Source organism: Paenibacillus sp. Y951 (assembly GCF_056786395.1).
Genome location: NZ_JBXCIY010000010.1, coordinates 75,537 through 99,745 on the forward strand (window position 1 = coordinate 75,537; position 24,209 = coordinate 99,745).

The 24,209-nt window shown below is 39.8% G+C and carries 19 protein-coding genes; all 19 read left to right on the plus strand.

The window, feature by feature from the left end:
• Positions 1-20: 20 nt before the first annotated feature.
• The 19 genes from AC1TPB_RS15385 (at position 21) to AC1TPB_RS15475 (ending at position 24,184) form a co-directional block, all read left to right on the plus strand.
• A complete protein-coding gene (locus tag AC1TPB_RS15385; protein ID WP_482077307.1) occupies positions 21-2,465 on the plus strand; it encodes a hypothetical protein in 2,445 nt (814 codons plus the stop codon).
• A gap of 95 nt (positions 2,466-2,560) precedes the next feature.
• Positions 2,561-3,031, plus strand: a complete 471-nt coding sequence (locus AC1TPB_RS15390; RefSeq protein ID WP_482077308.1) for a hypothetical protein — start codon at positions 2,561-2,563, stop codon at positions 3,029-3,031.
• Positions 3,032-3,230: 199 nt separating this feature from the next.
• Positions 3,231-3,491 (plus strand): alpha/beta-type small acid-soluble spore protein, encoded by a 261-nt coding sequence (locus AC1TPB_RS15395; RefSeq protein ID WP_482077309.1) that lies wholly within the window; start codon positions 3,231-3,233, stop codon positions 3,489-3,491.
• Between the two features lie 186 nt (positions 3,492-3,677).
• Positions 3,678-4,886, plus strand: coding sequence for a methionine adenosyltransferase (metK, locus tag AC1TPB_RS15400; RefSeq protein ID WP_482077310.1), 1,209 nt, complete (start codon positions 3,678-3,680; stop codon positions 4,884-4,886).
• Positions 4,887-5,060: 174 nt separating this feature from the next.
• Positions 5,061-9,503: an Ig-like domain-containing protein gene (locus AC1TPB_RS15405; RefSeq protein ID WP_482077311.1), complete on the plus strand. Its 4,443-nt coding sequence runs from the start codon at positions 5,061-5,063 to the stop codon at positions 9,501-9,503.
• 929 nt (positions 9,504-10,432) lie between these two features.
• Positions 10,433-11,092, plus strand: a complete 660-nt coding sequence (locus tag AC1TPB_RS15410) for a hypothetical protein (protein ID WP_482077312.1) — start codon at positions 10,433-10,435, stop codon at positions 11,090-11,092.
• Between the two features lie 568 nt (positions 11,093-11,660).
• Positions 11,661-12,374, plus strand: coding sequence for a hypothetical protein (locus AC1TPB_RS15415; RefSeq protein ID WP_482077313.1), 714 nt, complete (start codon positions 11,661-11,663; stop codon positions 12,372-12,374).
• 204 nt (positions 12,375-12,578) lie between these two features.
• On the plus strand, positions 12,579-13,013 hold the full coding sequence (locus AC1TPB_RS15420; protein ID WP_482077314.1) for a hypothetical protein: 435 nt from the start codon (positions 12,579-12,581) through the stop codon (positions 13,011-13,013).
• A gap of 33 nt (positions 13,014-13,046) precedes the next feature.
• A complete protein-coding gene (locus tag AC1TPB_RS15425; RefSeq protein WP_482077315.1) occupies positions 13,047-15,734 on the plus strand; it encodes a stalk domain-containing protein in 2,688 nt (895 codons plus the stop codon).
• A 70-nt stretch (positions 15,735-15,804) separates the two neighbouring features.
• The gene (locus tag AC1TPB_RS15430; protein WP_482077316.1) at positions 15,805-16,965 is read left to right on the plus strand and encodes a sensor histidine kinase; all 1,161 of its coding nucleotides are present in this window, start codon (positions 15,805-15,807) and stop codon (positions 16,963-16,965) included.
• Positions 16,966-16,983: 18 nt separating this feature from the next.
• A complete protein-coding gene (locus AC1TPB_RS15435) occupies positions 16,984-17,712 on the plus strand; it encodes a response regulator (protein WP_482077391.1) in 729 nt (242 codons plus the stop codon).
• Between the two features lie 154 nt (positions 17,713-17,866).
• Entirely contained in the window at positions 17,867-18,232 is a 366-nt protein-coding gene (locus AC1TPB_RS15440) for a hypothetical protein (RefSeq protein WP_482064253.1), read from the plus strand.
• 281 nt (positions 18,233-18,513) lie between these two features.
• A complete protein-coding gene (locus AC1TPB_RS15445) occupies positions 18,514-20,604 on the plus strand; it encodes a helicase-related protein (protein ID WP_482077317.1) in 2,091 nt (696 codons plus the stop codon).
• A 295-nt stretch (positions 20,605-20,899) separates the two neighbouring features.
• Complete coding sequence (locus AC1TPB_RS15450) at positions 20,900-21,055, plus strand: hypothetical protein (protein ID WP_482077318.1); 156 nt, start codon at positions 20,900-20,902, stop codon at positions 21,053-21,055.
• Positions 21,056-21,081: 26 nt separating this feature from the next.
• Positions 21,082-21,678 (plus strand): hypothetical protein, encoded by a 597-nt coding sequence (locus tag AC1TPB_RS15455; protein WP_482077319.1) that lies wholly within the window; start codon positions 21,082-21,084, stop codon positions 21,676-21,678.
• 219 nt (positions 21,679-21,897) lie between these two features.
• Entirely contained in the window at positions 21,898-22,752 is an 855-nt protein-coding gene (locus AC1TPB_RS15460) for a hypothetical protein (protein WP_482077320.1), read from the plus strand.
• 114 nt (positions 22,753-22,866) lie between these two features.
• On the plus strand, positions 22,867-23,289 hold the full coding sequence (locus AC1TPB_RS15465) for a flagellar protein (RefSeq protein ID WP_482077321.1): 423 nt from the start codon (positions 22,867-22,869) through the stop codon (positions 23,287-23,289).
• A gap of 94 nt (positions 23,290-23,383) precedes the next feature.
• Complete coding sequence (locus AC1TPB_RS15470) at positions 23,384-23,647, plus strand: flagellar biosynthesis anti-sigma factor FlgM (RefSeq protein WP_482064249.1); 264 nt, start codon at positions 23,384-23,386, stop codon at positions 23,645-23,647.
• Positions 23,648-23,674: 27 nt separating this feature from the next.
• Positions 23,675-24,184: a flagellar protein FlgN gene (locus AC1TPB_RS15475; RefSeq protein WP_482077322.1), complete on the plus strand. Its 510-nt coding sequence runs from the start codon at positions 23,675-23,677 to the stop codon at positions 24,182-24,184.
• Positions 24,185-24,209 lie beyond the last annotated feature (25 nt).

Sequence of the window (24,209 nt, forward strand, 5' to 3'; positions counted from 1 at the left end):
GATTACTAAGGAGGGAAACTATGTCTATATTAACAATGATGAATACTAAAGTAATGAAATCTTTATTAGTGATTACTTTGATTTTAAGTTTAAATATAAGTCAAGTAATGCATGTCTCAACAGCTTCACAATCTAAAGTTTCATTAATGAGTAATGTTAGTGCAGAATTATTCGATGTAGAATATTTGACTCAAGAAAACGGTAAGTTAGTTACATTTACTTTAGAAATCCGTAATAATTCAAGTAAAAGCTTACCACTCATTGATTATTGGGCAAAAATCAAAACGTCTAAAAAATCATATATTACAAAGTTGATTGAGACGGATAAAACAAAGGAATTAGTTCCTGTTAATGCAACACAATATTTGACGTTCTATGCTCAAGTTGAAAAAAATGTATCGATTTCTGATTTGTACATAGATATCATTAAGTGGGATTTCAATGCCTCGAACTATGAGACTAAGTTAGGAACACTTACGACTAGTGGCTTCAATAATGCAGCATATAAAGCGAAGAAAAATATTACTATTAACAATCAAAAATTGGATTTGTCGATGACAGATTACAAGATGTATCGTGATGATAAATATGGTTACATTAATATGGCTTTAACAATGACTAATAAATCATCCATTTCGCAAAACTTAGAAGGTGTAAGTTATCAATTGGTTGCAGGTGGTTCTAAAGTATACTCAGTTGATCCTGTATATACCGAAGTAACGTTAAAAGCCAATGAAACAAAAGAATTAATAGTTACTGCAACAGTTCCAATTGAAGACTTGAAGAAACCATTAGAATTACAAGCTTATTATAGTAAAGAAACGACGATTGTGCCGTTAATTACTATTAATTTACCAGCATTACAAGATACAGTTGCACTTACGATTGATAAATCACGATTAATATCTATTAATGGTAACGAGATTCAATTCAACGCGAATAAAAGCTCAGTTGCTACTAATGAAAATCGTACAGAATTTAAGACTACGATGACGTTGTTGAACAAAGAAGCTGGACAGCTTGAATTGAATAATGTTTATTATTACGTGAAGACCAAAGAGGGATACTTATATCCGCTCACTATAGCAGCAGATTCTAAAGTAACGTTACTACCAGGCATTAAGAAGGATGTTGAAATATCAGGACAAATACCTAATGCAGGAGTACTTTCAACTAGTCAATTAGTTATTTTTTATGAGAATGAAACATCGACAGCAAAGAGTTTCTTAGGCAATTTCAAGATTGTAATGAAAGGCGACGATCTACCCGATTCATCGAATGATGGATCTAAAAAGGTTACTTATAGTGGCTTGACGATCGAGCAAGTATCTTTGCAGCGTACGCCTAACGATATGAATGACCTATTAATTGCTGAGTATCTTGTTACGAATACAAGTAAATTGGCTAAAGGTAAGTTAGATTTAGCTGGTCAATTCATTCTCGATGGTGTGAAATTGAAAGAAACGGCAACAACATTTTTGGATATGGATGGATTATTAGCTATTGCGCCAGGGGCAAGCTATCGTGTATTAGCTTATACGAAAATTCCTTACACGCAAGATGTCAAAACATACAAATTTGGCATGACGGATATTACAGATCCAGAAAACAAAAAACAAATTCATACATTTGCGGAAAGCATTTTGCAAAATGCTCAATTACTAGGCGTTAATCAATCGTATTCTATTGCAACGGTAGGTCAACGTGCAACTGTAGACGTCATAAACTCACAATTGTATGAAGGAGTAGGAAGCAACCTTTTGTATACACAAGTAGAATATACAAACAATGAGAAACGTGCAGTAGTTCCAGGTTCACTTACAGGATATCTGTCTAATGCTACGGGAGATATTATTGATTTATCATTTGCGGAGTCTAAAAATAAGCTTCTGCCAGGTGCAACAATGACGTTGTCAGCTTGGTCTGTTATTCCGAAAAACTTTGAGGATAAGAAAGTAGAAATTCACTTTGGCGAGGCAATCACTTTAGGTGAAGATAGTGCAGTCGCAATGTTAAGTCCGGTGTATGCTGCTCATACATTCAAACCAAGCGTTGTGAAGGATAGCTTTACTGATCTTTCAGTGATGAATTATTTAATTGATCTTGATTATTTTACTGTATTATATGGTTCATCGGATGAATTCGAGATGGATACATTAGAACTGTATTTTGATTATAGTATGAAGCTGAATGAAAATGTTACGAGTTATCCGAAAGAGCATCAATTATTAGTTGAGTTTGAAGATCCAACTGCACCGAAAATTGTATTCTCTAAACTGTTCACATTAGGTGGTGAGGATAAAGACGAGAATAAGTTTGTTCTCGGTAATGGCAGAGAAGTTATGTTCAACTTTACAAGTAAATTAGTTACGAACAAAAATATTAAAGAATATAATGTTAATGTGTATGATGTAGTTGATGGATATAAACATAAAATTGCATCTAGAACATTAATATTGAATTAATGTAGCTATTAGTTGAATTGGTGAAAATACTAGTCATAACTCTCTTAATCTAGTATCTTATTAATAGAGTACTTGTTAAGAGAGGGATGAATAGGATGAGTAAGTTGAAATGGTTAGGTGCATCTGCAATTCTTGCTGTTGGTATCATTGGCGGCTCATTAATTGGAAATGCATTATCTGTTGGCACTAGCTCAGTAACTCCTGGGACTGTAACAGATCCAGTCGTTACGAAAAGCTATGTAGACGAGCAAATCGCTAAGTTGTCTGGAGATGGCTCCACAGGCGGGGCAACAGCTACATTAGAAGTGGTTACTGTTCCTGCTGATCGCATCCTGATGGTTAATGCAGGAAGTGAAATTGTTATTCGTACTGGTAAAGCTGTAGCTTACAGCTCCGATAGTAATGGGATCTCCGATGTAACTGCAGGCATTGATATTAAGAGCGGCATAGCGGTTCCAGCAAACCATGAGATATGGTTCCCAAGGGATGGACGAGGTATTCAAGCAGCAGCAGGCACTACAGGCTCGCTAACGGTCCTTGTTAAAGGTTCTTATTATTTGCAATAATGCTATATAATCAAACATTAGAAAAACCTTATCTTACTTTCCGTGAGATAAGGTTTTTTGATTTAATCGCCTCCAAGTCCAACCTATTGGAAGCAACGGAGTAAAAATAAGGGATGTTTAGTAATGTTTCATCAGTGTAGCGATTGGCTAATCACGACATAATATGAAAGTAATTATTTTATCATATGGAGGGTTTCCAATGGCAAAACGTAGTTGTGTAGTACCAGAATGTAAGGCAGCTTTGAATGCAATGAAGTATGAAATAGCGGCAGAACTAGGTATAGTAGGCGCTGCGAACACTGATTTCAACTCGGAATTTGCCGATGAACTTGGCAGTGGTTCGCAAAGTGCAGGTGGAATTGACTGGTCTACCATGTCGACAAGAAATGTAGGGTATATTGGTGGTTCAATTACGAAGCGTTTGATTCAACAAGCGGAGCAAGTACTCGGACCACGCTAAAGTAAATCCGCTACGTAAATTACAAATAGAAAAATTTACTTGCATTGACATAAAGGCTAATTTTCTGTATTATTTTATTTTAGAAGTGTTGTATTACAACCTTTTCCTTAGGGGAAAGGTTCATTTTTTGTGTATCATGTATATTCTTATATATTCATATAGTTAGTAAATGGGAGGTTGATACGGATGTCGGTAAAAGGACGCCATTTATTCACATCAGAATCAGTAACGGAAGGTCATCCAGATAAGATTTGTGACCAAATTTCTGATGCGGTTCTAGATGCATTTTTGGAAGCTGATCCGAATGCGCGTGTTGCATGTGAGGTTGCAGTTGCTACAGGTTTAGTACTTGTTATAGGGGAAATTAGTAGTAGTGCAGACTTTATTGATATTTCATCTATTGCTCGTCGTACGATTAAGGATATTGGTTACACTCGTGCGAAGTACGGTTTTGACTCCGCGACAAGTGCAGTATTGGTTTCTCTTAATGAACAGTCTGCTGACATCGCTCAAGGGGTTAATGCTGCCCTTGAATCTCGTGATGGTAAGGATGTTAAGCAAGAGAATGAAGATATTGGTGCAGGTGACCAAGGTCTAATGTTTGGTTTTGCAACAAATGAAACTCCAGAGCTTATGCCGCTACCTATCGCATTATCACACCGTATCGCTCGTCGTTTGGCTGAAGTGCGTAAAAATGGCACGTTGGAGTATCTTCGTCCAGATGGTAAAACTCAAGTAACGATTGAGTACGAAGACGGCAAACCATTGCGTGTAGATACAATCGTTGTTTCTACGCAACATGCTGAAGAAGCGACGCTTGAGCAGATTCAAGCGGATATTATGGAGCATGTTATTAAGCCAGTTGTTACTCCAGAATGGCTTGATGCAGAAACAAAATACTTTATTAATCCAACAGGTCGTTTTGTAATCGGCGGACCGCAAGGTGATGCTGGTCTTACAGGACGTAAAATTATTGTAGATACTTACGGTGGTTACGCCAGACATGGCGGTGGTGCATTCTCTGGTAAGGATCCTACAAAAGTAGACCGTTCAGCAGCATATGCAGCTCGTTATGTAGCGAAAAACATCGTTGCAGCAGGCCTTGCTGATAAATGTGAAATTCAATTAGCTTATGCTATTGGTGTGGCACAACCCGTATCGATTAGTGTAGATACTTACGGTACAGGCAATGTTGCAGATGAAAAGCTAGTTGAAGTTATTCGCAAAAACTTTGATCTTCGCCCAGCCGGCATTATCAAAATGCTTGATCTTCGTCGCCCAATCTATTCTCAAACAGCTGCTTATGGTCACTTTGGCCGTACGGATGTTGATTTACCTTGGGAACGTGTTGATAAAGCAGAACTATTGCGTGCAGATGCATTAGCACAATTATAATATTTACGAAGACAGAAACTTTTAAACCATATTTAACGTCTATATAGATGTAAAATATGGTTTTTTTGTTTAGGTAAAAAGAATCAAATCCGCTTTCTTATGAAGATTCTCTTCATTTTGACCCCTAGAAAGCCGACAAATACTATACGAGTGTATTATTAAGGAGTGAATGAAATGCAGGCGAAAAAGAGACTGTCGTTAGTTATTGCAATTATTTTATCATTACAATTAATTCTTCCTATATGGAGTAATTCCAATGAGGTAAGTGCGGCAACAGCGGGCCCGAGTATGGTTAGTTTAAGTCCAGCTAACAATACTAGTAATGTGCCAACTAACGGGATTTTTAAGGTCACATTTGATGAGAATATTCAAAAGAGTGACGTATCGAAAAAAGTTCAGATCTATAATTATAATACGAGTAACCTTATTAAGGAATTTCCGATGAAAGATTCGAAAATATCGGTATCTAATAATGTGCTAACGATTGATGCAAGGGCAGTTACATTAGATAAGAGTGTAGAGCACTATATTCTAATTGAAGCTGGTGCGGTAGAGAATGTGTCCAATGGAGCGTTGTTCGGTGGGATTAACAATGCCACACAGTGGAACTTTCGTACAGCTGCAACGGATGTGGTAGATAGAGATAGACCGATAATATTAACTAATGAACTAGTTGGATTATGTCCTTCTAATGTAACGACATGTACAGCAACTATTTCTATTACAGGTTCTCTTCAATTCGTATTCGATGAAGATGTGTACGTATCAGGTGGAAATATTGAATTATCAAGCAGTGTAGATAATCGCGTAATCTCGGTCCTTTCTAACGAGGTGCAGGGCAGTGGTTCGAATAAAATTACACTTACCCCATCTACGCCATTTATGCCATCGACTACATATACGATCAAGATTCTTAATAATAGTATTGCCGATGGTTCAGATAACTACTATGCAGGTGGATCGTGGAAGTTCACGACCCAAGCAAGTCCAGTACAGTTAATCTCGAAAATTCCATCAGCAGGTGAAACTGTGAATGGGGCAATTAACAAGCTAGTGTTGGATTTCGATCAAGGAGTACAAGGTAGTGCTACTAAGAAGCTTACTATTCGTAGAGTAAGTGATAATGTCGCGGTTTTTGAGCGAGTAACAAGCAACAATAGTTTTACATATTCGTATGGGAATAGAACGGTAACGGTGAATACAGGTAGTGCTATTGCTAAAAATACAAGTTATTACGTAACGATAGAATCTGGAGCGTTTGCACTTTCCAATAATGCTTCTGCTATCTATTATGGTATTTATGGTGCAACAGATTGGGTGTTTTCAACTTACGAGGTTGATAATACACCGCTAACATTTACGATGTCTCCAGCACGAGCAAGCACGACGGCAAGTGCAAAAGAGAAAATCATTTTGACATTTAATAAAAATGTATATGCTAACAGTGGCAACATAGAAATTCGTGAGTTTAATTCAGGTGCTTTATATCGCTCGATCCCTGTAACCTCGACTCGTGTTACAGGTGGCGGTAGTAAAGTGATTACGATTGATCCACATATGGCTGTAACTGCTAATCGGGAAGAAGTAAAAAGCTTCACACTCGCAACGAAGTATTATGTTACGTTTAGTAATACCGCATTTATCGATGCTGCTGGTAACCAGTTTAAGAAAGAAGTTGCAAACAATTACTACAATTTCCAGGTAGCTACAACATCGGCGGTTACTCCACAGATTCAATCGATTTCGCCGAGTAACGGCACAACAACGGTACCTTTTGACAGTAAGATTACCCAATTCAAAGCAACTTTTGATAAGTCAATTATCGTTGATAGCTATTCTTTGAATAGTGTAAGTTTTATTCCGGTAGTGAGTAGCTATGATACCATTTCAGGTACGCTAGAATATGATCCTAAAAATGGTAAAGGAATCATTATTAAGCCGAATTCAGATTTACGAAAGAACACAGAGTACTACATTAACATTTCAGATAATGCAATTATGGATTTGAACGGTAATTATTTCGTGGGTATTCAGAATCAATTCCAATGGAAGTTCAAAACATTAGGTGGAGATACTACGCCACCCGTTATATCCAAGGTAGAGGTTAGCGGTAACACAATTCGCCTTGTATATAATAGACTTCTGAATGAGGGATTAAAGCCGTCCGTTGCGAGCTTCTACGCAACGGCGAATGATAAGGCAAGAAATATAAGTAGTATTTCGATCGAAGGTAATGTTGTATTTGTTAAATTAGTAAGTAATGTCTCGGCGTCAGAGAAGGTGTCACTATCGTATACGAAAGCTACTACCGGATTGATTCAGGACTTGTCAGGTAATCAAGCGGCAAGCTTCTCCAACATAAATGTGACAAATGGTTTCACTGAAAATAAACCAACAGTGAAAAGTAGTAGTTACTCAGGCTCTAAAGTTAATCTAACGTTTAGTGAAACGCTTAATAGCATTCACTCGCTTGCATATACGCAATTTACAGTGACGGTGGATGGTAAAGTTTCTCCGATTAGCAGTATGACGCAATCAGGCAGTAATGTATCGTTTACGTTGAATCAATCGATCCCAGCGAAAGCGAGAATTGTTGTAAGTTATACAGCAGGCTTCTATCCGCTTACGGGAACAGCTAATGGTGCTGTAGCGACATTTAGTCATACGGTGGGAACAACAACGGGTACAGGTACGGGCACGAACACTACAGGTGCACCCGTAATTCAATATATTTCATTAAGCGGTAATCAGCTATTCTTGCAATATGATGAACCAATCAAATCTTCAACGAAGCCAGGGACATACCAGTATGCTGTGCTTGTCAATGGTAAAGCAACGAAGGTAACAACTGTTACCGTTAATAATGATACTATTATTTTGACGGTAAGTCCGAAGCCGGAAAGCTCACTACCGATCACGGTGACATACTCTGGAACGTCATCAACGGCATTGGATGAGGATTCCAACCCAGCAGCATCATTTAATAAAATGTTGGTAACTGAAGGCAATGATAATGGCAATACTTCTAGTGTTATCATTCAAGGTGCAGTACTGAAGGGTGATGTGTTAACACTTAATTTCTCAGGAAATCTTGATAAAACATCTGTGCCGACAGCGGATCAATTTTCAGTTCGCATTTCGAATAATTCGCGAGTAATTAGCAATATTAATATTAATGGTTCACAAGTAATTATGAAGCTATCAACATCTGCAAAGGTTGGTGAGGCTGCAACGGTATCTTACTTCAGCCAAAATGATATGCTGCAGAGTTCGAGTGGTGTTACAGTTAATGGATTTTCCAATATGGTAGTAGCTAATCAGACAACAATAATCGATTCATTATCCGATGATTTTGCGTCTGTTCCAAATGGTGTATTATTGAAAACATCTGCGAGTTCAATGAGCAATGATGTTTCTCCAGGTGGATCTAGAGCAACAAATTATTCGATTACAACGGACAAATTGGTAACAGCAATAACAACACTTGCAGCAGCAGAGATGAAAACTGCTAATATTGTGTTTGAAGTTCCAACAACACAAAATGCAGCAATTGTCTCCTACTCGCTTGCGGCGTTACAAGCAGCGGGGAAAAATGGTGACTTTACGCTCGTTATTAACTACGGCGATCTAAGTTATTCGGTACCAATCAGCTCGATTGATTTGAATAAAGCAGCAAGACAATCAGGAGGCAGCGCTGTTACTAACTATTTACGCGTTGCATTTGAAGAAGGTAGTTCATCGGCAACAACATCGTTAGAGACAGCTATTAATCGCAGCTCAGCAACGATTGTTACAGGTCCATTCGTTTATGAATTGAAAATTGTGAATGGTTCTACTACTGAGGATGCAGTTATTACAGGAAATATTACACGTACAGCTCAAACTTCAGCAAATCTAACATATAACAATACAACAGCTGTATACTATGATGAAGGTATTTCTGCGATCTCAGCAGTACCGACAACATTTAACCAAAACAATGGATCGACGACAATTACGTTTAAGCGTCCAGGTAATAGCGCGTATGCGATTGTGAAAAGTAATAAGGCGTTTACAGATACAACGTCACATTGGGCTCATAATTCAATTACAATTATGGCACGAAAATTTGTAATTGAAGGTCATTCCACTACAAAATTTAATCCACAAGCAAGTATTACACGTGGTGAATTTGCTACGTATATTGCGAAGGGCTTAGGCTTAAGCACGAATAAGGCTGCGGCGAAGAAATTCAAGGATGTTAATAGTGACACGGTTATGGGTGGCTATATTGGTGCCGCTGTAGAAGCGGGAATCGTATCTGGTGTGTCTAGCACTTCGTTCGCTCCCAATAGTTACATTACTAGACAGGATATGGCGTTGATGATGGTTCGCGCGGCTAGCTACGGAGGACTTTCTACGACACTAACAAGCTCAGTAGATTCAATCTTAAACGGTTATGGCGATAAGTCACAGTTAAGCTCATATGCGAAGCCAGGGGTTGCTACGGCGATCAGCCTAGGCATCATTAGTGGTACAACAACGACAAAGCTATCACCTAAGCAAAATGCAACTCGTGCTGAAGGTACGATTATGATTATGCGTTTACTGAAAAAGACCGATTTGTTACAATATTAGTAAGGTTTTGTTGGCCACTAACTTGCGTAATGCAAGTTAGTGGTTTTTTGTGCGCATGCTTCAAAAAAAGTTCCTCTAATATGTCTAGCAAGTTGGCTCGTGGAGTAATAACGCAAAACGTTTCATTAATATGCGCCATATGGTGGGAGCGTAGCGAAATAACGCAAAAAGTTTTGTTAATGTATACCATATGGCGGGGGCGCATCGAAACAAAGCAAAAAGTTCCTCTAATGTGTCTAGAGAGTTGGTTGGTGTGGCAAACAAAGCAAAAAGTTTCGTTAATATGCACCATATGGTGGGAGCGCATCGAAATAAAGCAAACAGTTACTCTAATGTGTCTAGAGAGTAGGTTGCTGGGTCGAACAAAGTAAAAAGTTTCGTTAATATGCATCATATGGCGGGAGCGCACCGAAACAAAGCAGAAAGTTCCTCTAATGTGTCTAGAGAGTAGGTTGGTGTGGCAACCAAAGCAAAAAGTTTCGTTAATATGCATCATATGGCGGGAGCGCACCGAATAAAGCAGAAAGTTTCTCTAATGTGTCTAGCGGGCTGGCTCAAGGAGTAGATAAAGCAAAAAGTTTCGTTAATATGCACCATATGGCGTGAGTGCGCCGAAATAAAGAAAAAAGTTCCTTTAATGTGTCTATCGAGCTGGCTCGAGGAGTAAATAAAGCAAAAAGTTTCGTTAATATGCACCATATGGCGTGAGTGCGTCGAAATAAAGAAAAAAGTTCCTCTAATGTGTCTAGCAAGCTGGCTCGAGGAGTTAATAAAGTGAGATTTAAAATATGGTTGAAGTTATATTATTATTAGAATTGGTTGATTATTTAGTTGATTGTGTTATTATCTACGTATTAACTATACTGGGATGAAGAACACCCCGTGCCGAATTATTAGGTGCGGGGTGTTCTCTGTTTAAAGGGGAGATTATGATGAGATTTGAAGATGCTCATAATGAGTGGGTACAGAAACATTTAAAGAAGCGGACTGGGGAACGGAAAGACAGGTTAGCAAGAGGACATTCACACGGTGAAGTTATGTTTGTAAAGAAAATATGGTGGCCGCTCTTTGGCAATCTCACAAACCTACATCCAGAGTACGAAATAGTAGACTGGCGAGGCATGCGATTTTTTGTTGATATACTTTATAAGGTGAATGACATTAAAATTGCTTTTGAAATAAAGGGATATGGTCCCCATGTGGAACGAACCGATCGCACAAAATATAAACTAGAGCTAAATAAGGAACTTTTTCTTCAATCATTAGGGTATCTGATTGTGTCTATTCCTTATGATGAGTTGGAGGAAAATCCAGAACTAATTCGTAATTTTGTACAGATAATAATGGAAAAGCATCAGGATACAACAAATCAAACAAAATCGTTTGGGAATTTAATTGAGCAAAGTATTCTAAGGCTGGCTAGACAATGTGATACTACTGTACGCCCAATTGATATCTCCCAGCAGTTGGGAATTAGCTTACCAACGTCACGAAAGTATCTTCAAAACTTAAGTAGTAGTAATCAATTAACGCCTATCATTACTCCAAATACGAAAAGGGTTACGCGTTATAAATATTTATCCAAATAACCTCAATGCTAAAGGGAAATCAGCTAATGCCATTGGACGGAACATTAGCTGGTTTTTAGTATGTATAGTGAAACCGAGTGTTGAGTAGAAGGAGTTTCTGGTAAGGGACAGTGGAGTGAACAAAACAAAAAGTTTCTCTAATGTGTCTAGAGAGTTGGTTGGTGGGGCAAACAAAGCAAAAAGTTTCGTTAATGTGCACTATATAGCGTAAGCGCATCGAACTAAGGTAAAAAGTTCCTCTAATGTGTCTAGAGAGTTGGTCGGTGTGGAAAACAAAGCAAAAAGTTCCTCTAATGTGTCTAGCGGGCTGGCTCAAGGAGTAGATAAAGCAAAAAGTTTCGTTAATATGCACCATATGGCGTGAGTGCGCCGAAATAAAGAAAAAAGTTCCTTTAATGTGTCTATCGAGCTGGCTCGAGGAGTAAATAAAGCAAAAAGTTTCGTTAATATGCACCATATGGCGTGAGTGCGCCGAAATAAAGCAAAAAGTTTCTCTAATGTGTCTAGCGAGCTGGCTCGAGGAGTAGATAAAGCAAAAAGTTTCGTTAATATGCACCATATGGCGTGAGTGCGCCGAAATAAAGCAAAAAGTTTCTCTAATGTGTCTAGCGGGCTGGCTCAAGGAGTAGATAAAGCAAAAAGTTTCGTTAATACGCACCATATGGTGGGAGCGTGCCGAAATAAAGAAAAAAGTTCCTCTAATGTGTCTAGCGGGCTGGCTCAAGGAGTAGATAAAGTAAAAAGTTTCGTTAATACGCACCATACGGTGGGAGCGCGCCGAAATAAAGTAACAAATTTCTCTAATGTGTCTAGCGGGCTGGCTCAAGGAGTAGATAAAGCAAAAAGTTTCGTTAATACGCACCATAAGGTGGGAGCACGTCGAAATAAAGCAACAAATTACTCTAATGTGTCTAGCGAGCTGGCTCGAGGAGTAGATAAAGCAAAAAGTTTCGTTAATACGCACCATAAGGTGGGAGCACGTCGAAATAAAGCAACAAATTACTCTAATGTGTCTAGCGGGCTGGCTCAAGGAGTAGATAAAGCAAAAAGTTTCGTTAATATGCACCTTATGGTGGGAGCGCGTCGAAATAAAGCAACAAATTACTCTAATGTGTCTAGCGGGCTGGCTCAAGGAGTAGATAAAGCAAAAAGTTTCGTTAATACGCACCATACGGTGGGAGCGCGCCGAAATAAAGTAACAAATTTCTCTAATGTGTCTAGCGGGCTGGCTCAAGGAGTAAATAAAGCAAAAAGTTTCGTTAATATGCACCATATGGCGTGAGTGCGCCGAAATAAAGCAAAAAGTTTCTCTAATGTGTCTAGCGAGCTGGCTCGAGGAGTAGATAAAGCAAAAAGTTTCGTTAATATGCACCATATGGCGTGAGTGCGCCGAAATAAAGAAAAAAGTTCCTTTAATGTGTCTATCGAGCTGGCTCGAGGAGTAAATAAAGCAAAAAGTTTCGTTAATATGCACCATATGGCGTGAGTGCGCCGAAATAAAGCAAAAAGTTTCTCTAATGTGTCTAGCGGGCTGGCTCAAGGAGTAGATAAAGCAAAAAGTTTCGTTAATACGCACCATACGGTGGGAGCGCGTCGAAATAAAGTAACAAATTACTCTAATGTGTCTAGCGGGCTGGCTCAAGGAGTAGATAAAGCAAAAAGTTTCGTTAATACGCACCATAAGGTGGGAGCACGTCGAAATAAAGCAACAAATTACTCTAATGTGTCTAGCGAGCTGGCTCGAGGAGTAAATAAAGAAAAAAGTTTCGTTGATACGCACCATATGACGAGAACGCGCCCGCATGCACCTTATGGTGGAAGCGCACCCGCCACCAACTCTACCAAATGTGACAATCTCGCATCAATTGAAAAAACTTACCATGAAGGGAAACTTTCTATTCTCTTTTGTAGTCTAATATAATAGAGAGATAGGAATGGGAGAGTAGATTACAAGATGCGTAGATATACAATCAAACAATTATTCACTAAGAAGAAAGCAATTATGATCATGCTGACGGGTGCGCTAGTTATTACGCCAATCCAGCAAATGTTACCATTTGGAAGCAGCCATTATATGAATGTTGCAGACGCTGCAACGAATTCTAATAGTTTAGTAGCTATAGGTGAGAGTATTGTTTCAGCGGGCGTGGTAAGGAAAGAATATACGTTCAAGACAACAAGAAATGCTAAAGCTGTCTCAACTGGCGTTCATGTTATGGAAATCGATCTTAGCAATCCGTATATTTCGTTGCAGGCACTTAGTGGAACGAATGGACAAGTAGGCAAGCGAACCAATGTAATGAATATGGCAAGTAATACTGGTGCCATCGCAGCAATTAATGGCGATGTTTTCGTTATGAAGAATGAAGGCACTTCATTAGGTTCGCAAATTATAGCAGGATCACTAGTTGTCAGCCCGTCTTTATTGAAAGGTATGTATGCATTTGGCGTGACAACGGACAAAAAACCGACCATTGATATGTACACATTTGAAGGAAATGTTCAATCAAGTAGCGGTCAAAGCTTCACATTATCAGGAATTAATCAGTCTACATATTCATCTGATGTTACTGGGGAAGCCTACAGTCATTCTAACAAGCTATATATATATACTAGTTCATGGAGCGGGGCACAGCGTCCGATTAACTCTGGCACAACGCCAACGGAAGTACTTGTCGTTGATAATGTAGTCCAGGAAATTGTGCAAAATGGTAGCATTACGACGGCAATTCCAAGCAATGGCTATATTTTACGCGGACATAAGGATGCAGCACAATTTCTCGTGACGAATATGACGGTTGGATCGACGGTAGAGGCGAACTATAATCTAGTATCACAGACGACGAAGCAGAAGGTTGATCCAGCTAAGTTTGAGATGATGGTGAGTGGACATACTTTGCTTGTAGAGAATGGGAAGGCATCGAGCTTTTCTCGCGATATTGCAGGTGTAAGTGGTAACTCTTACACATCTCGTACAGCGATTGGTTACTCCGCGGATGGCAAAAAGGTATATATGGTTACGGCAGAAAAGTCAGGCGCTAATACGGGGCTCAGTTTGAAGGAGCTACAGACGGTACTCGTATCGCTTGGTGCGCATAAAGCGGTTAATATGGACGGCGGTGGATCTACGACAATGGTAGAGCGCAAGCTAGGCTATTCAAGTCTATCACTCGCTCACGTTACACAAGAAAGCTCATTGCGTAGTGTAGCTAATGGTATTGGTGTATTTACAACTGCTCCTCAGGGCTCATTGAAAGGTCTAATTATTTCGGGCAGTAATTCAATTTTAATTGGGCAGTCCATTACTTTAAATGCGCGGGCATATGATTCTTACTATAATCCGATCAGTGCAGATGTTAGCTGGTCAAGCTTGAATAGCAATGGAAGCTTATCTGGTGATGTCCTTACGGCTAAGGCCAAAGGAACGGTATCGATCAAAGCTACGTCGGGTAGCGTTTCAGCATTGAAAGAAGTGAATGTTGTTGGCGGAGATCAAATCGCGTCATTAGTACCTTCAACTAAGATAGGTACGTTGTCTGCTGGAGCGTCATTACCAGTTACATTTAAAGCTACGTTGAAAAATGGTGAGACACATCAATTAGATGGAAACTATTTGAAATGGGATTTTGTTGGATTTAATGGTACATTTAAAGATGGCAATATTATTGTAAATTCAGTCAATGCAAATGCAAAGAGTGGCTATGCCGTTGCTTCGTATGATGGATTTACGACGATGATTCCGTATAGCAATGAACAAACGGTTAGCAGCGTTGAGAATTTCAATGCAGTTGGCTATGCGATTACGAATCAAGTGCTTCCAGCAGATGTAACAAAGGGTAGCGTTAAGCTAGTAGCGGGTTCTACTTCTGATAGTGCAGATAAAGCATTGCAAATTAGTTATGACTTTTCTGCAGGCACAGGAACAAAAGCTTCTTATGCAAAGCTCGGTGACATAGGTAGAACGCTGTCTCCTAATCTAACCGCATTAGCATTTGATGTGAACGGTGACGGAAGTAATAACTGGCTTCGTGCAGAGATTATCGATAGCGACAGTCAATTACATTATGTTGATATTGCGAAAAGCGTCGATTGGACGGGCTGGAAAAACATAAAAGTCAATGTAGATACGAGTGCGATGAAGGGCACTATTAAATTAAGAAGAGTATATATGATATCTCTAGACTCTACAAAAGCTGGGCTTGCAAGTTCAGGTCAAGTAACGGTAGATAATATTATGCAGTATTCAAATTCTACGAATACATCTGAAAAGGCGAATGCCGTTGTCAAACTATATATTGATAAAAAACAAGCAACAGTTAACGGTAAATCAACTACTCTTGATGCAGCTCCAATATTGAAAGGTAAATATACGTATTTACCATTACGATTCGTAACTGAGCAACTAGGTGCAACATTGCAATATGATAATGCAACCAAAACAGTGAAGGTATTTAGCGGCTCAACGCTACTTCAGATGACAATAGGTAAAAAAGAGTATGTGCTGAATGGCGTTCGTTATGAATCGGATGTCGCACCATTTACAACGAATAACCGTACATTAATTCCAGTGCGACTGTTCTCTGAAAAGCTAGGCTTCGAAGTTAATTATAATCACCTCGAGCGTAGCGTGACTATACAGTAAAAGTATGGTTGTTAGCGCAATTATGATATGATAAGACAAGCAATAAATGTAAAAGGAGTGCCTGGATACGGTGGATCACCACTCAGTCGATCTTAATCGAATATTTTCTAATGCGATTCAAGTAATGGAAACTAGCAAATATCAAATCTACGAGGTATGTGAATCTGCTAGAGATGAGCTACGTGCCTTGGAGAGAGAACTTGAACAGGTGCTACAGCAAACGGTTCAGGTGATTGAGGAGGTTGACAAGCTTGAGCTTGAATACCGATATACCAGAATTCGTTTGACAGAGGTAAGTCGCGAATTCTCTCGCTATGGTGAGCAGGATATTAAGCGGGCTTATGAAAAAGCAACGTTGACACAGTTGCAGCTTGCAACTTTACGCGAGCAAGAAAAACATCTTAAGCTCCGTAGAGATGATCTTCAAATTCGAGTTCGAAATGCCGAAAAAAATATTGAACGAGCGGAAACAATAGCATCTCAAATGAATGTTGTACTCGACTATTTGTCAGGTGATCTAGAACATGTGACCCGTATAATAGAATCGGCTAAAAACCGTCAATTGCTTGGATTAAAAATCATTTTGGCACAAGAGGAAGAACGCAAACGAATTGCAAGGGAAATTCATGATGGACCTGCACAATCGTTGGCGAATATTGTACTTCGTACCGAAATAGCGGAACGAATGCTCCAAAAGGAAGATTATCCACTCGTACAAACTGAATTAGTGGATCTAAAGGGTCAAGTTAGAGCGGGTATAGAAGAAATTCGGAAGGTCATTTTCAATTTGCGCCCGATGGCATTAGATGATCTAGGCTTAATTCCGACGCTAAGAAAGCTCACTCAGGATTTTGAAGAAAAATCTAAAATCCATACGATATTCGATATTTCAGGCAAGGAATTACGTCTTAATTCTTCTATGGAAGCTGCGATCTATCGCCTTGTACAAGAAGCGTTATCCAATGTAACGAAGCATGCTGAGGCGACGAGAGTATCGGTAGGAATTGGATTCCAGCAGGATCAGCTCCAGTTAAGTATCAAGGATAATGGAAAAGGATTCCACAGCAGTTGCAATACCAATTCTAATCTCAATTCGGAAGATGACCAGACACATTATGGTTTGATCGGGATGCATGAGCGAGTGGAGCTTATTGAAGGCACAATTGATATTCAATCGGAAGTAGGCAGAGGAACGGACATCAGGATAGTCATACCTCTTAAAACGACCTAAGAAAGGGGAAAGTTTATGATGAGTAAGCTAGATAACGGCCCATCCGATAGTACAACAATTAAAATTTTATTGGCAGATGACCATCAATTATTTCGCGAAGGTTTAAAACGTATACTGAATATGGAAGATGATATTGAAGTGATTGGGGAATGTGGTGATGGCATACAAGTGTTAGAGTTTTGTAACCATACAATACCTCATATCGTTCTGATGGATATCAATATGCCCATTGAGACAGGAGTCGTTACGACAGAGCGATTGAAAGATTTATTTCCAGATGTGAAAGTTATTATATTATCGATTCATGATGATGAAAGCTATGTGTTTGAGGCGCTGAGAAAAGGTGCAACTGGCTATTTGCTGAAGGATATGGGAGCAGAAGCATTAATCAATGCGATTCGTTCAGTTTCACAAGGATATTCTTATATTCATCCTAAAGTAACGGGTAAATTAATTAATCAACTGCGTCGTATGACGTATTTAGATGAAATTGGCGTGTCAGCGAGCCAAACGATTGATATTGGAGCGACATATATTCCGTTAGAGGAAAGCCCGCTTACACGTCGTGAAGCAGAAGTGCTGCGCTTAATGGCGGAAGGTAAAAGTAATAAGATGATAGGTGAAAATTTGTTCATAAGCGAAAAAACAGTAAAAAATCATGTTAGTAGCATACTACAAAAAATGGAAGTTGATGATCGTACTCAAGCGGTTATTAATTCTATTAAATTCGGTTGGGTTACGCTCTAATATTACAGCTATATTTCATATTGTAAATGATGGTTATGTTATATCTTATTACTGAATAAGATACGACATAACCATTTTTTTGTGTCGGTAAAGTTGGAGTAGGTTACCGCTTAGCTTTGTTTTGCATACAATATGCAAAGAGGGGGTATCAACGATGATTAAACTTCTGCTTATTGTTATTGGATGCTATATTATCGCGGCTGCTATCGTACATGTGTATTATTACTTATCAAGTCGTCAACAACCAACAAAGCGTCATTATATATTGTTAGATCACGAGCAACAGGATAGTATGGAGTGGTACTATCGCTCGTTCCAGCGTTTTTCACATTGGATGGGTATCCCGGTTCACATAACGGTGGTCAACACTCAGCCTAATCGGGATTTGCGTCAAATGGTAGATCACTGGGGTAGAAATAATAATGATATTGTATTGAATGATCGAGTTAGTGGCATATCAGATCATGCGATCATTATTGATCTGAGTAAACAAGATGACTTGTGTAAGTTGCCATTCTAGCCTATAATAGTGACATAATTTGTAAGCGTGAAGCACACGAAACGATCCATTTATGGACATTCGTGTGCTTTTTTGCGTTTGTTTATGCTTACGAAGTTACTTTTTGTTTACTAAGTAGCGTTTCGCGATGCTACAAAAGTTTGGATTATGCTTTCGAAGTTACTTTTTGTTACTAAGTAGCATTTAGCGATGCTACAAAAAGTTTGGATTATGCTTACGAAGTTACTTTTTGTTTACTAAGTAGCATTTCGCGATGCTACAAAAAGTTTGGGGGAATACAGTTGTATGCAAAGTTAATATTATGGACGCAATCGACAGAGTACCGGCTACTGCTACTACCTTATGAAAAGCGTAATCAGTTTCAAGTGGAGGAATGGGTTTGCTACATGCAGAGAGGGAGTAAATATAGTGTGACCATACAGCCAATTTCGCTAGCGTACGGTGATTATGTAGTTAGGCAGTGGATGACGAGTAAACGGAGCTATCAAAGTTTGCATAGTGCAAAGGCGGCAGTAGCTCGGCTGCTGCATGCTCAGCTACAGGTGCGCTGGAGCGATGGAGTAGTGGAGTTAGAGCCAGTAGCTGGTGCTACTGCTGTTAATGTTAGTAATGCTGCCATGGGTGAGTTTGTTATTAGTAGTGATGCCGTTAGTAGCGCTGACGCTGAGCAAGGAAGGCTTGCTGCATTGCAGTTGGCGTCGTTAATGAGGGGGAGAAAGCTGCTTTATGGGGAACTGCAATCATTGGTGGCAGATCAAGTACAAGGCGGAGTACTACATAATTGGCGTGCAGCATTGCAAAGATGCATCATAGAGGGAAGTATCGTAGTAGGAAGTAGCGTGCAGTTGCAACGCTTGGAAAGTGGAAGCAGGCAGGCTCGATATTGTTGCTTACGTTGCTATGAGCAGCAATTAGAGCATACTTCGTCAGTCTGCGTTTACTGTGGAGAAGCCTGCTACTATTGCAAGGAATGTCTTGTTATGGGGAGAAGTCGTACTTGTGGATTGTTGCTCGTAGGACGGTATCTTTCACCTTTACTTGGGGGAGGGGAGAAGAAAATAGTCGTTCATCCAAGTAAAATTGTGCAATTAGCGAGATATCATCTTAGTCCCGCACAGCAAAAAGCGACGAAAGCGGCGCTAGGTTACATTTATACACAGAATAAGCGCTATGTGGAACTGCGAGAACGTGGTCGTGCAGTCGAACCTAGTACGGAGCGGGAGGGCCGAAGGGAAAATAGGCAGCTTGTAGATAACCGAGAAAAGGAGGGGTTGCGTGAGCGTAGTGTTAGGAAGGGAGCGTTACCAGCGAGGAGATTACTTGATCATATGATCGGCCATAGGCTGCAACAGCTGCAAAGTTGGCGGCAACGCTACGATCGCAACTATCTTATTTGGGCGGTGACAGGGGCGGGTAAAACCGAGATGATTTTTCCGCTTATCGAATATGTAACAAAGCAAGGTGGTAAAGTGCTACTGGCAACGCCGCGCCGAGATGTTGTACTAGAGCTAGATCCACGTTTGCGAAAGGCATTTCCTGAGCTGTCGATTGTAACATTGTATGGTGGGAGTACTCAGCGCTGGCAAGAGGGACAGCTCGTAGTAGCTACAACCCATCAATTAATGAGATTCCAACAAACCTTTGAGCTTGTTATTATTGATGAACTGGATGCATTTCCTTATCATGGTGATCCCCGTCTATATCGTGTAGCGGCGCAATGCAGCACATTAGGCGGGATTAGAATATTGTTATCAGCCACCCCGCCTAGAGAGCTACAACAGGCGATGAGTGCGAAGCTACTCAGTTATGTTTTACTCCCCGTTCGATATCACCGCCATCCACTCCCCGTACCAACTATGCTAACCACGCCTTCCATAGCAGAGCAATTGCGAAAGTCTAGTATTCCGACAGCTGTAATTACCGCAATGAAGCAATCCATTGCTAGAGGCGCGCAGTTGTTTGTATTTGTCCAACGTATTGCCGAAGCGGAGCCATATGTTACATTGTTACAGCGCTATTTTCCAAGCATAGTTATTGCGGCAACATCCTCTAAGGATGATGGGCGCACGGAGAAGGTGCAATCTTTTCGCCAGAGACATATAAGAATGTTGGTGACGACAACAATATTAGAACGTGGTGTCACTATTCCACAAAGTGATGTCTATATTTGCGATGCGGATGGATCATTATTCGATGAAGCATCACTCGTACAAATGGCAGGACGTGCAGGCAGATCCGCGGATGATCCCAAGGGTAAAGTGTATTTTGCAGCCAAGCATCGTAATGAAGCACAATTGCGAGCATTGAAGCAGATTGTGAAAATGAATAAGCAAGCGAGGAAGGAACGTTATTTGTTGGAGCAGTATTGGTAGTGGAGCAATATAAGTATTTTTATTTCAAACAAATCGAGTTGCCATGCAGAATAAATGTCAAAGTGACTTATTTCGCCCCGAAAAGGGTATTCCCGAGTAAAATAAAGGTAACTCTGTTCTCTCCGCTGTGCATAATATGTGAGGAATTGAAGAAAACAAACGCAGTTTAAGCACAACTTTTAATGGGGTAATTCAGCCTTGTAGATATGGGATAGCAGATATGTAACTACAGTACTGTGACGATTATTTGTGTTATAATCATAAATATGAATAACTAATGTGCGGGGTGGAAAATATGGCTACAGCCGAATTTCAAAAATATATCCATGGGATGGATGAATACATTAAGAAAATTAGTACAGAACAGAAGCAGGCATCTTTAGAGTTCTTGCAGAAAGCGGGGATTGCTGATAAAGATGGTAAGTTATTACCACAGTATAAGGAACAATGATGTACTCAAATTTGCCTAATTTCGTGTTGGGCTTTCATGGTTGTGATTACCAAGTAGCGGAAAGTATAATATTGCATCAGGATTCAATGCGTTTAAGTCAGAATGACTATGATTGGTTGGGACCAGGTATTTATTTTTGGGAGAACAACCCTCAAAGAGCCGTGAATTATGCCGAAAAGCTCAAGGCTCAGCGATCGCGTGTTGCAGGTATAGTAGAAAATCCAGCTTCTATCGGAGCGATTATTGACCTTGGTCATTGTTTGAATTTACTGGAGGAAGGTTCTCTTGAGGTCTTGAAGCGCGGGCATGAGATATTGAAGATAAAGAGCCGTAATGCTGGTACATCGTTGCCAGAGAATAAATACGGTCGTGGAGCCGAGAGTGAAGAACTGTTACGACGATTCCTTGATTGTGCGGTTATTCGTGCAGTACATGAATACAACCAGGAGACAGGACAAAAGCCGTACGATTCTATCAGAGGTGTTTTCTTTGAAGGGAACGATTTGTATCCCGGCGCAGGTTTCAAGGCGAAAAATCATATTCAGGTTTGTGTAGTTAATCCAAATTGTATTAAAGGATATTTTAAACCGATGAATCCAAACTTGGATTATCCTATTCCCTAGGGCCTAATCTGCACTAGGTTATTGAAGGGTTTGAAACTCCATAAGATGGCATGGAAACATTTGATGGAGTTGAATAGTTTACCAGTCTCTTTGTATGCGGTTTCAGTTTGTTGTTTCATGTAGTATTTCCGGTTTTTCCACGTGATTCTTTCCTATCCTCAAGACCCCCCAACAAAGAACATCCTAATTCACCCACATACACGAAGGAGGTGACACCTGATGCCATCATCTACGCAAAATAAATGGTTATGGTGGTTAACAGCTAGAAAGCGTCATTGTCTCTGCTGTCAAAATAGTGTTACGCGTAATCGTTATGAACGCAACAACCAACATCCTTGGATTGATCGAAGATTATATGATCTGCTTTGCGCAACTTGTGTGGCGAACATTCCGTGGATTACTACAGTACAATGTAGACGGTGTGGACGAGCTCAGGTTTGCCAGGATTGTCATTATCGCGAGACGAGTGCATTACGTTGTAATCGTAGTGCGGTAAGATATACGGATGAGATGAAACAGTGGCTTAGCACGTACAAGTTTCAAGGGGATGAGCGGTATCGAGAGCTGCTGGCTTTCATGCAATCGCATGTCTATGAACAGGTGACACTTCAATTAGTGAGGGATCAAGGATTGTATGAGCATTGGCGAGCTTCACGACTAACCATTCATACATATGCTAAGCGATATAAGCTGTGGCAAGTAGTTACTGCGGTACCGATCAGCGAAGAAAGACTGTTGGAGCGTGGGTTTAATCAAGCAAAACAATTAGCAATGAGTGTTGCTGAGTATGGTGAGCTTCCCTTTATAGAGCTACTGCGTCGTCAGCGAGACAGTATTAAACTAAGCTCGAAGAAGAAGTGGGAGCGGGTAAGCACCGTTCAGCAATTGTATATAAGTGAACCATCATACTGGCTGCCGCTTATGGAAGTGTCATCTAGTCGAACGCCAATTAATATACTACTTATAGATGACGTATATACGACGGGCAGCACGATAGAAGCCTGCGCTCAGGCCATCTTAGATAGTGCTCCCAGCGAGGTAACAATCTACGGGCTCACATGGGCAAGGGCATAGTAAAGCAGAAAAGATAAAAATATTTGGAAATTCACGATAGAACTAATGAAATCCCCCCGAAATTACGATAAAGTATAGTATAAGGTAAAGTGGAATAAAGGAGTTGATTGGGAGATGAATATTGCTAATTGTCCTCGTTGCGGTAAAGTGTTTGCAAAAGGGTTCAAGGATGTATGTCCTGCTTGCGTACGAGATATTGATAAAGAATACGAATTATGTTCTACGTATTTGCGTGAGCACAGAGGCGCATCTATTACAGAACTATCTGACGAAACGGGTATTTCGATTAGGCAAATTACTAAATTCGTGCGTGAAGGTAGAATTTCGATGATGGATGCTCCAAATTTATCGTATCCATGTGAATCATGTGGGATGCTAATATCCCATAATCATCTATGTGATAGCTGTCGTACTCGTTTAACAAATGCTTCGAAAAATTTGTTCCATGAAACCAATATTGCTGAAAGCAAAAAACTTACTGACGAACAGGTTCAGAGTGCTTACAAAGGGATTAGCCAATACAAAGATAGGACTTAAATAGGATTTACTATTCATAATAAATACAAAGGAGCCGATAATACTACTAGTAGCTTATCGGCTTTTTAGTTTTTAGAACAATGGGGTGAGTGTAATGAAAATCAACGATATAAATCGTATTAATGGAATCAATAAAACATATCAAAGCCAAACCGATTTTCGGAAGGAAGATAGAAAATCCGTTGCCAAGGATGATATTCAAATTTCCCAAGCAGCACAAGAAATGTTAGAAACGAGTCGCACAGAAAATAGTGAGCGTACTCAATACTTGAATGAATTGAAGCAGGTTGTACAGTCTGGAAACTACCATGTAGAGTCTGGAAAAATAGCGGAAAAGTTGTTGCCTTTCTTCAAATAGAACGACGCTAGATATGGAGGAACATGGATGGAACAGACAGCATTTCAACTTATGATGAATCAGCTAAGACAATTATTGCTTATCTATCGTGCTTTATTCACATTATCTGATGAGAAAAAAAGGGCCATTATTAACAATGAGATTGAGCTCATTAATGCGCTTACGATGAAAGAGACGAAAGCACTTAAGCCTGTTCCAGAACTTGAGGCAGGGATTCGTACTCAACTAACGAAGCTGCAAAGAGATCTAGGATTTCGACCCAAATTAAAAATGACATTATCGGAAATGACGAAAATGTTAGTTGTACCTGAAGAAAAGCAGGAGTTAACAGAGATTCAGGCTGCCCTTGGAGATGTATCAATAAAGCTTAGTAAAGCGAATGAGCTTAACCAGCAATTGATCCAGCAATCATTAGAGTATGTACATTTCTCGCTGGATGTTCTATGCGGACCGCCCGATGATGAAGTGACGTATAAGCGTCCTACAGTCAATACAGATATACAAAAACGATCAGGAATATATGACACAAGAGCGTGAATTCGCTTATGCTTCCGATGCTACT

Coding starts and splice junctions, on each gene's coding strand:
- AC1TPB_RS15385 (WP_482077307.1), top strand. CDS start 21: ATGTCTATATTAACAATGATGAATACTAAAGTAATGAAATCTTTATTA.
- AC1TPB_RS15390 (WP_482077308.1), top strand. CDS start 2,561: ATGAGTAAGTTGAAATGGTTAGGTGCATCTGCAATTCTTGCTGTTGGT.
- AC1TPB_RS15395 (WP_482077309.1), top strand. CDS start 3,231: ATGGCAAAACGTAGTTGTGTAGTACCAGAATGTAAGGCAGCTTTGAAT.
- metK (WP_482077310.1), top strand. CDS start 3,678: ATGTCGGTAAAAGGACGCCATTTATTCACATCAGAATCAGTAACGGAA.
- AC1TPB_RS15405 (WP_482077311.1), top strand. CDS start 5,061: ATGCAGGCGAAAAAGAGACTGTCGTTAGTTATTGCAATTATTTTATCA.
- AC1TPB_RS15410 (WP_482077312.1), top strand. CDS start 10,433: ATGATGAGATTTGAAGATGCTCATAATGAGTGGGTACAGAAACATTTA.
- AC1TPB_RS15425 (WP_482077315.1), top strand. CDS start 13,047: ATGCGTAGATATACAATCAAACAATTATTCACTAAGAAGAAAGCAATT.
- AC1TPB_RS15435 (WP_482077391.1), top strand. CDS start 16,984: ATGAGTAAGCTAGATAACGGCCCATCCGATAGTACAACAATTAAAATT.
- AC1TPB_RS15440 (WP_482064253.1), top strand. CDS start 17,867: ATGATTAAACTTCTGCTTATTGTTATTGGATGCTATATTATCGCGGCT.
- AC1TPB_RS15450 (WP_482077318.1), top strand. CDS start 20,900: ATGGCTACAGCCGAATTTCAAAAATATATCCATGGGATGGATGAATAC.
- AC1TPB_RS15460 (WP_482077320.1), top strand. CDS start 21,898: ATGCCATCATCTACGCAAAATAAATGGTTATGGTGGTTAACAGCTAGA.
- AC1TPB_RS15465 (WP_482077321.1), top strand. CDS start 22,867: ATGAATATTGCTAATTGTCCTCGTTGCGGTAAAGTGTTTGCAAAAGGG.
- AC1TPB_RS15470 (WP_482064249.1), top strand. CDS start 23,384: ATGAAAATCAACGATATAAATCGTATTAATGGAATCAATAAAACATAT.
- AC1TPB_RS15475 (WP_482077322.1), top strand. CDS start 23,675: ATGGAACAGACAGCATTTCAACTTATGATGAATCAGCTAAGACAATTA.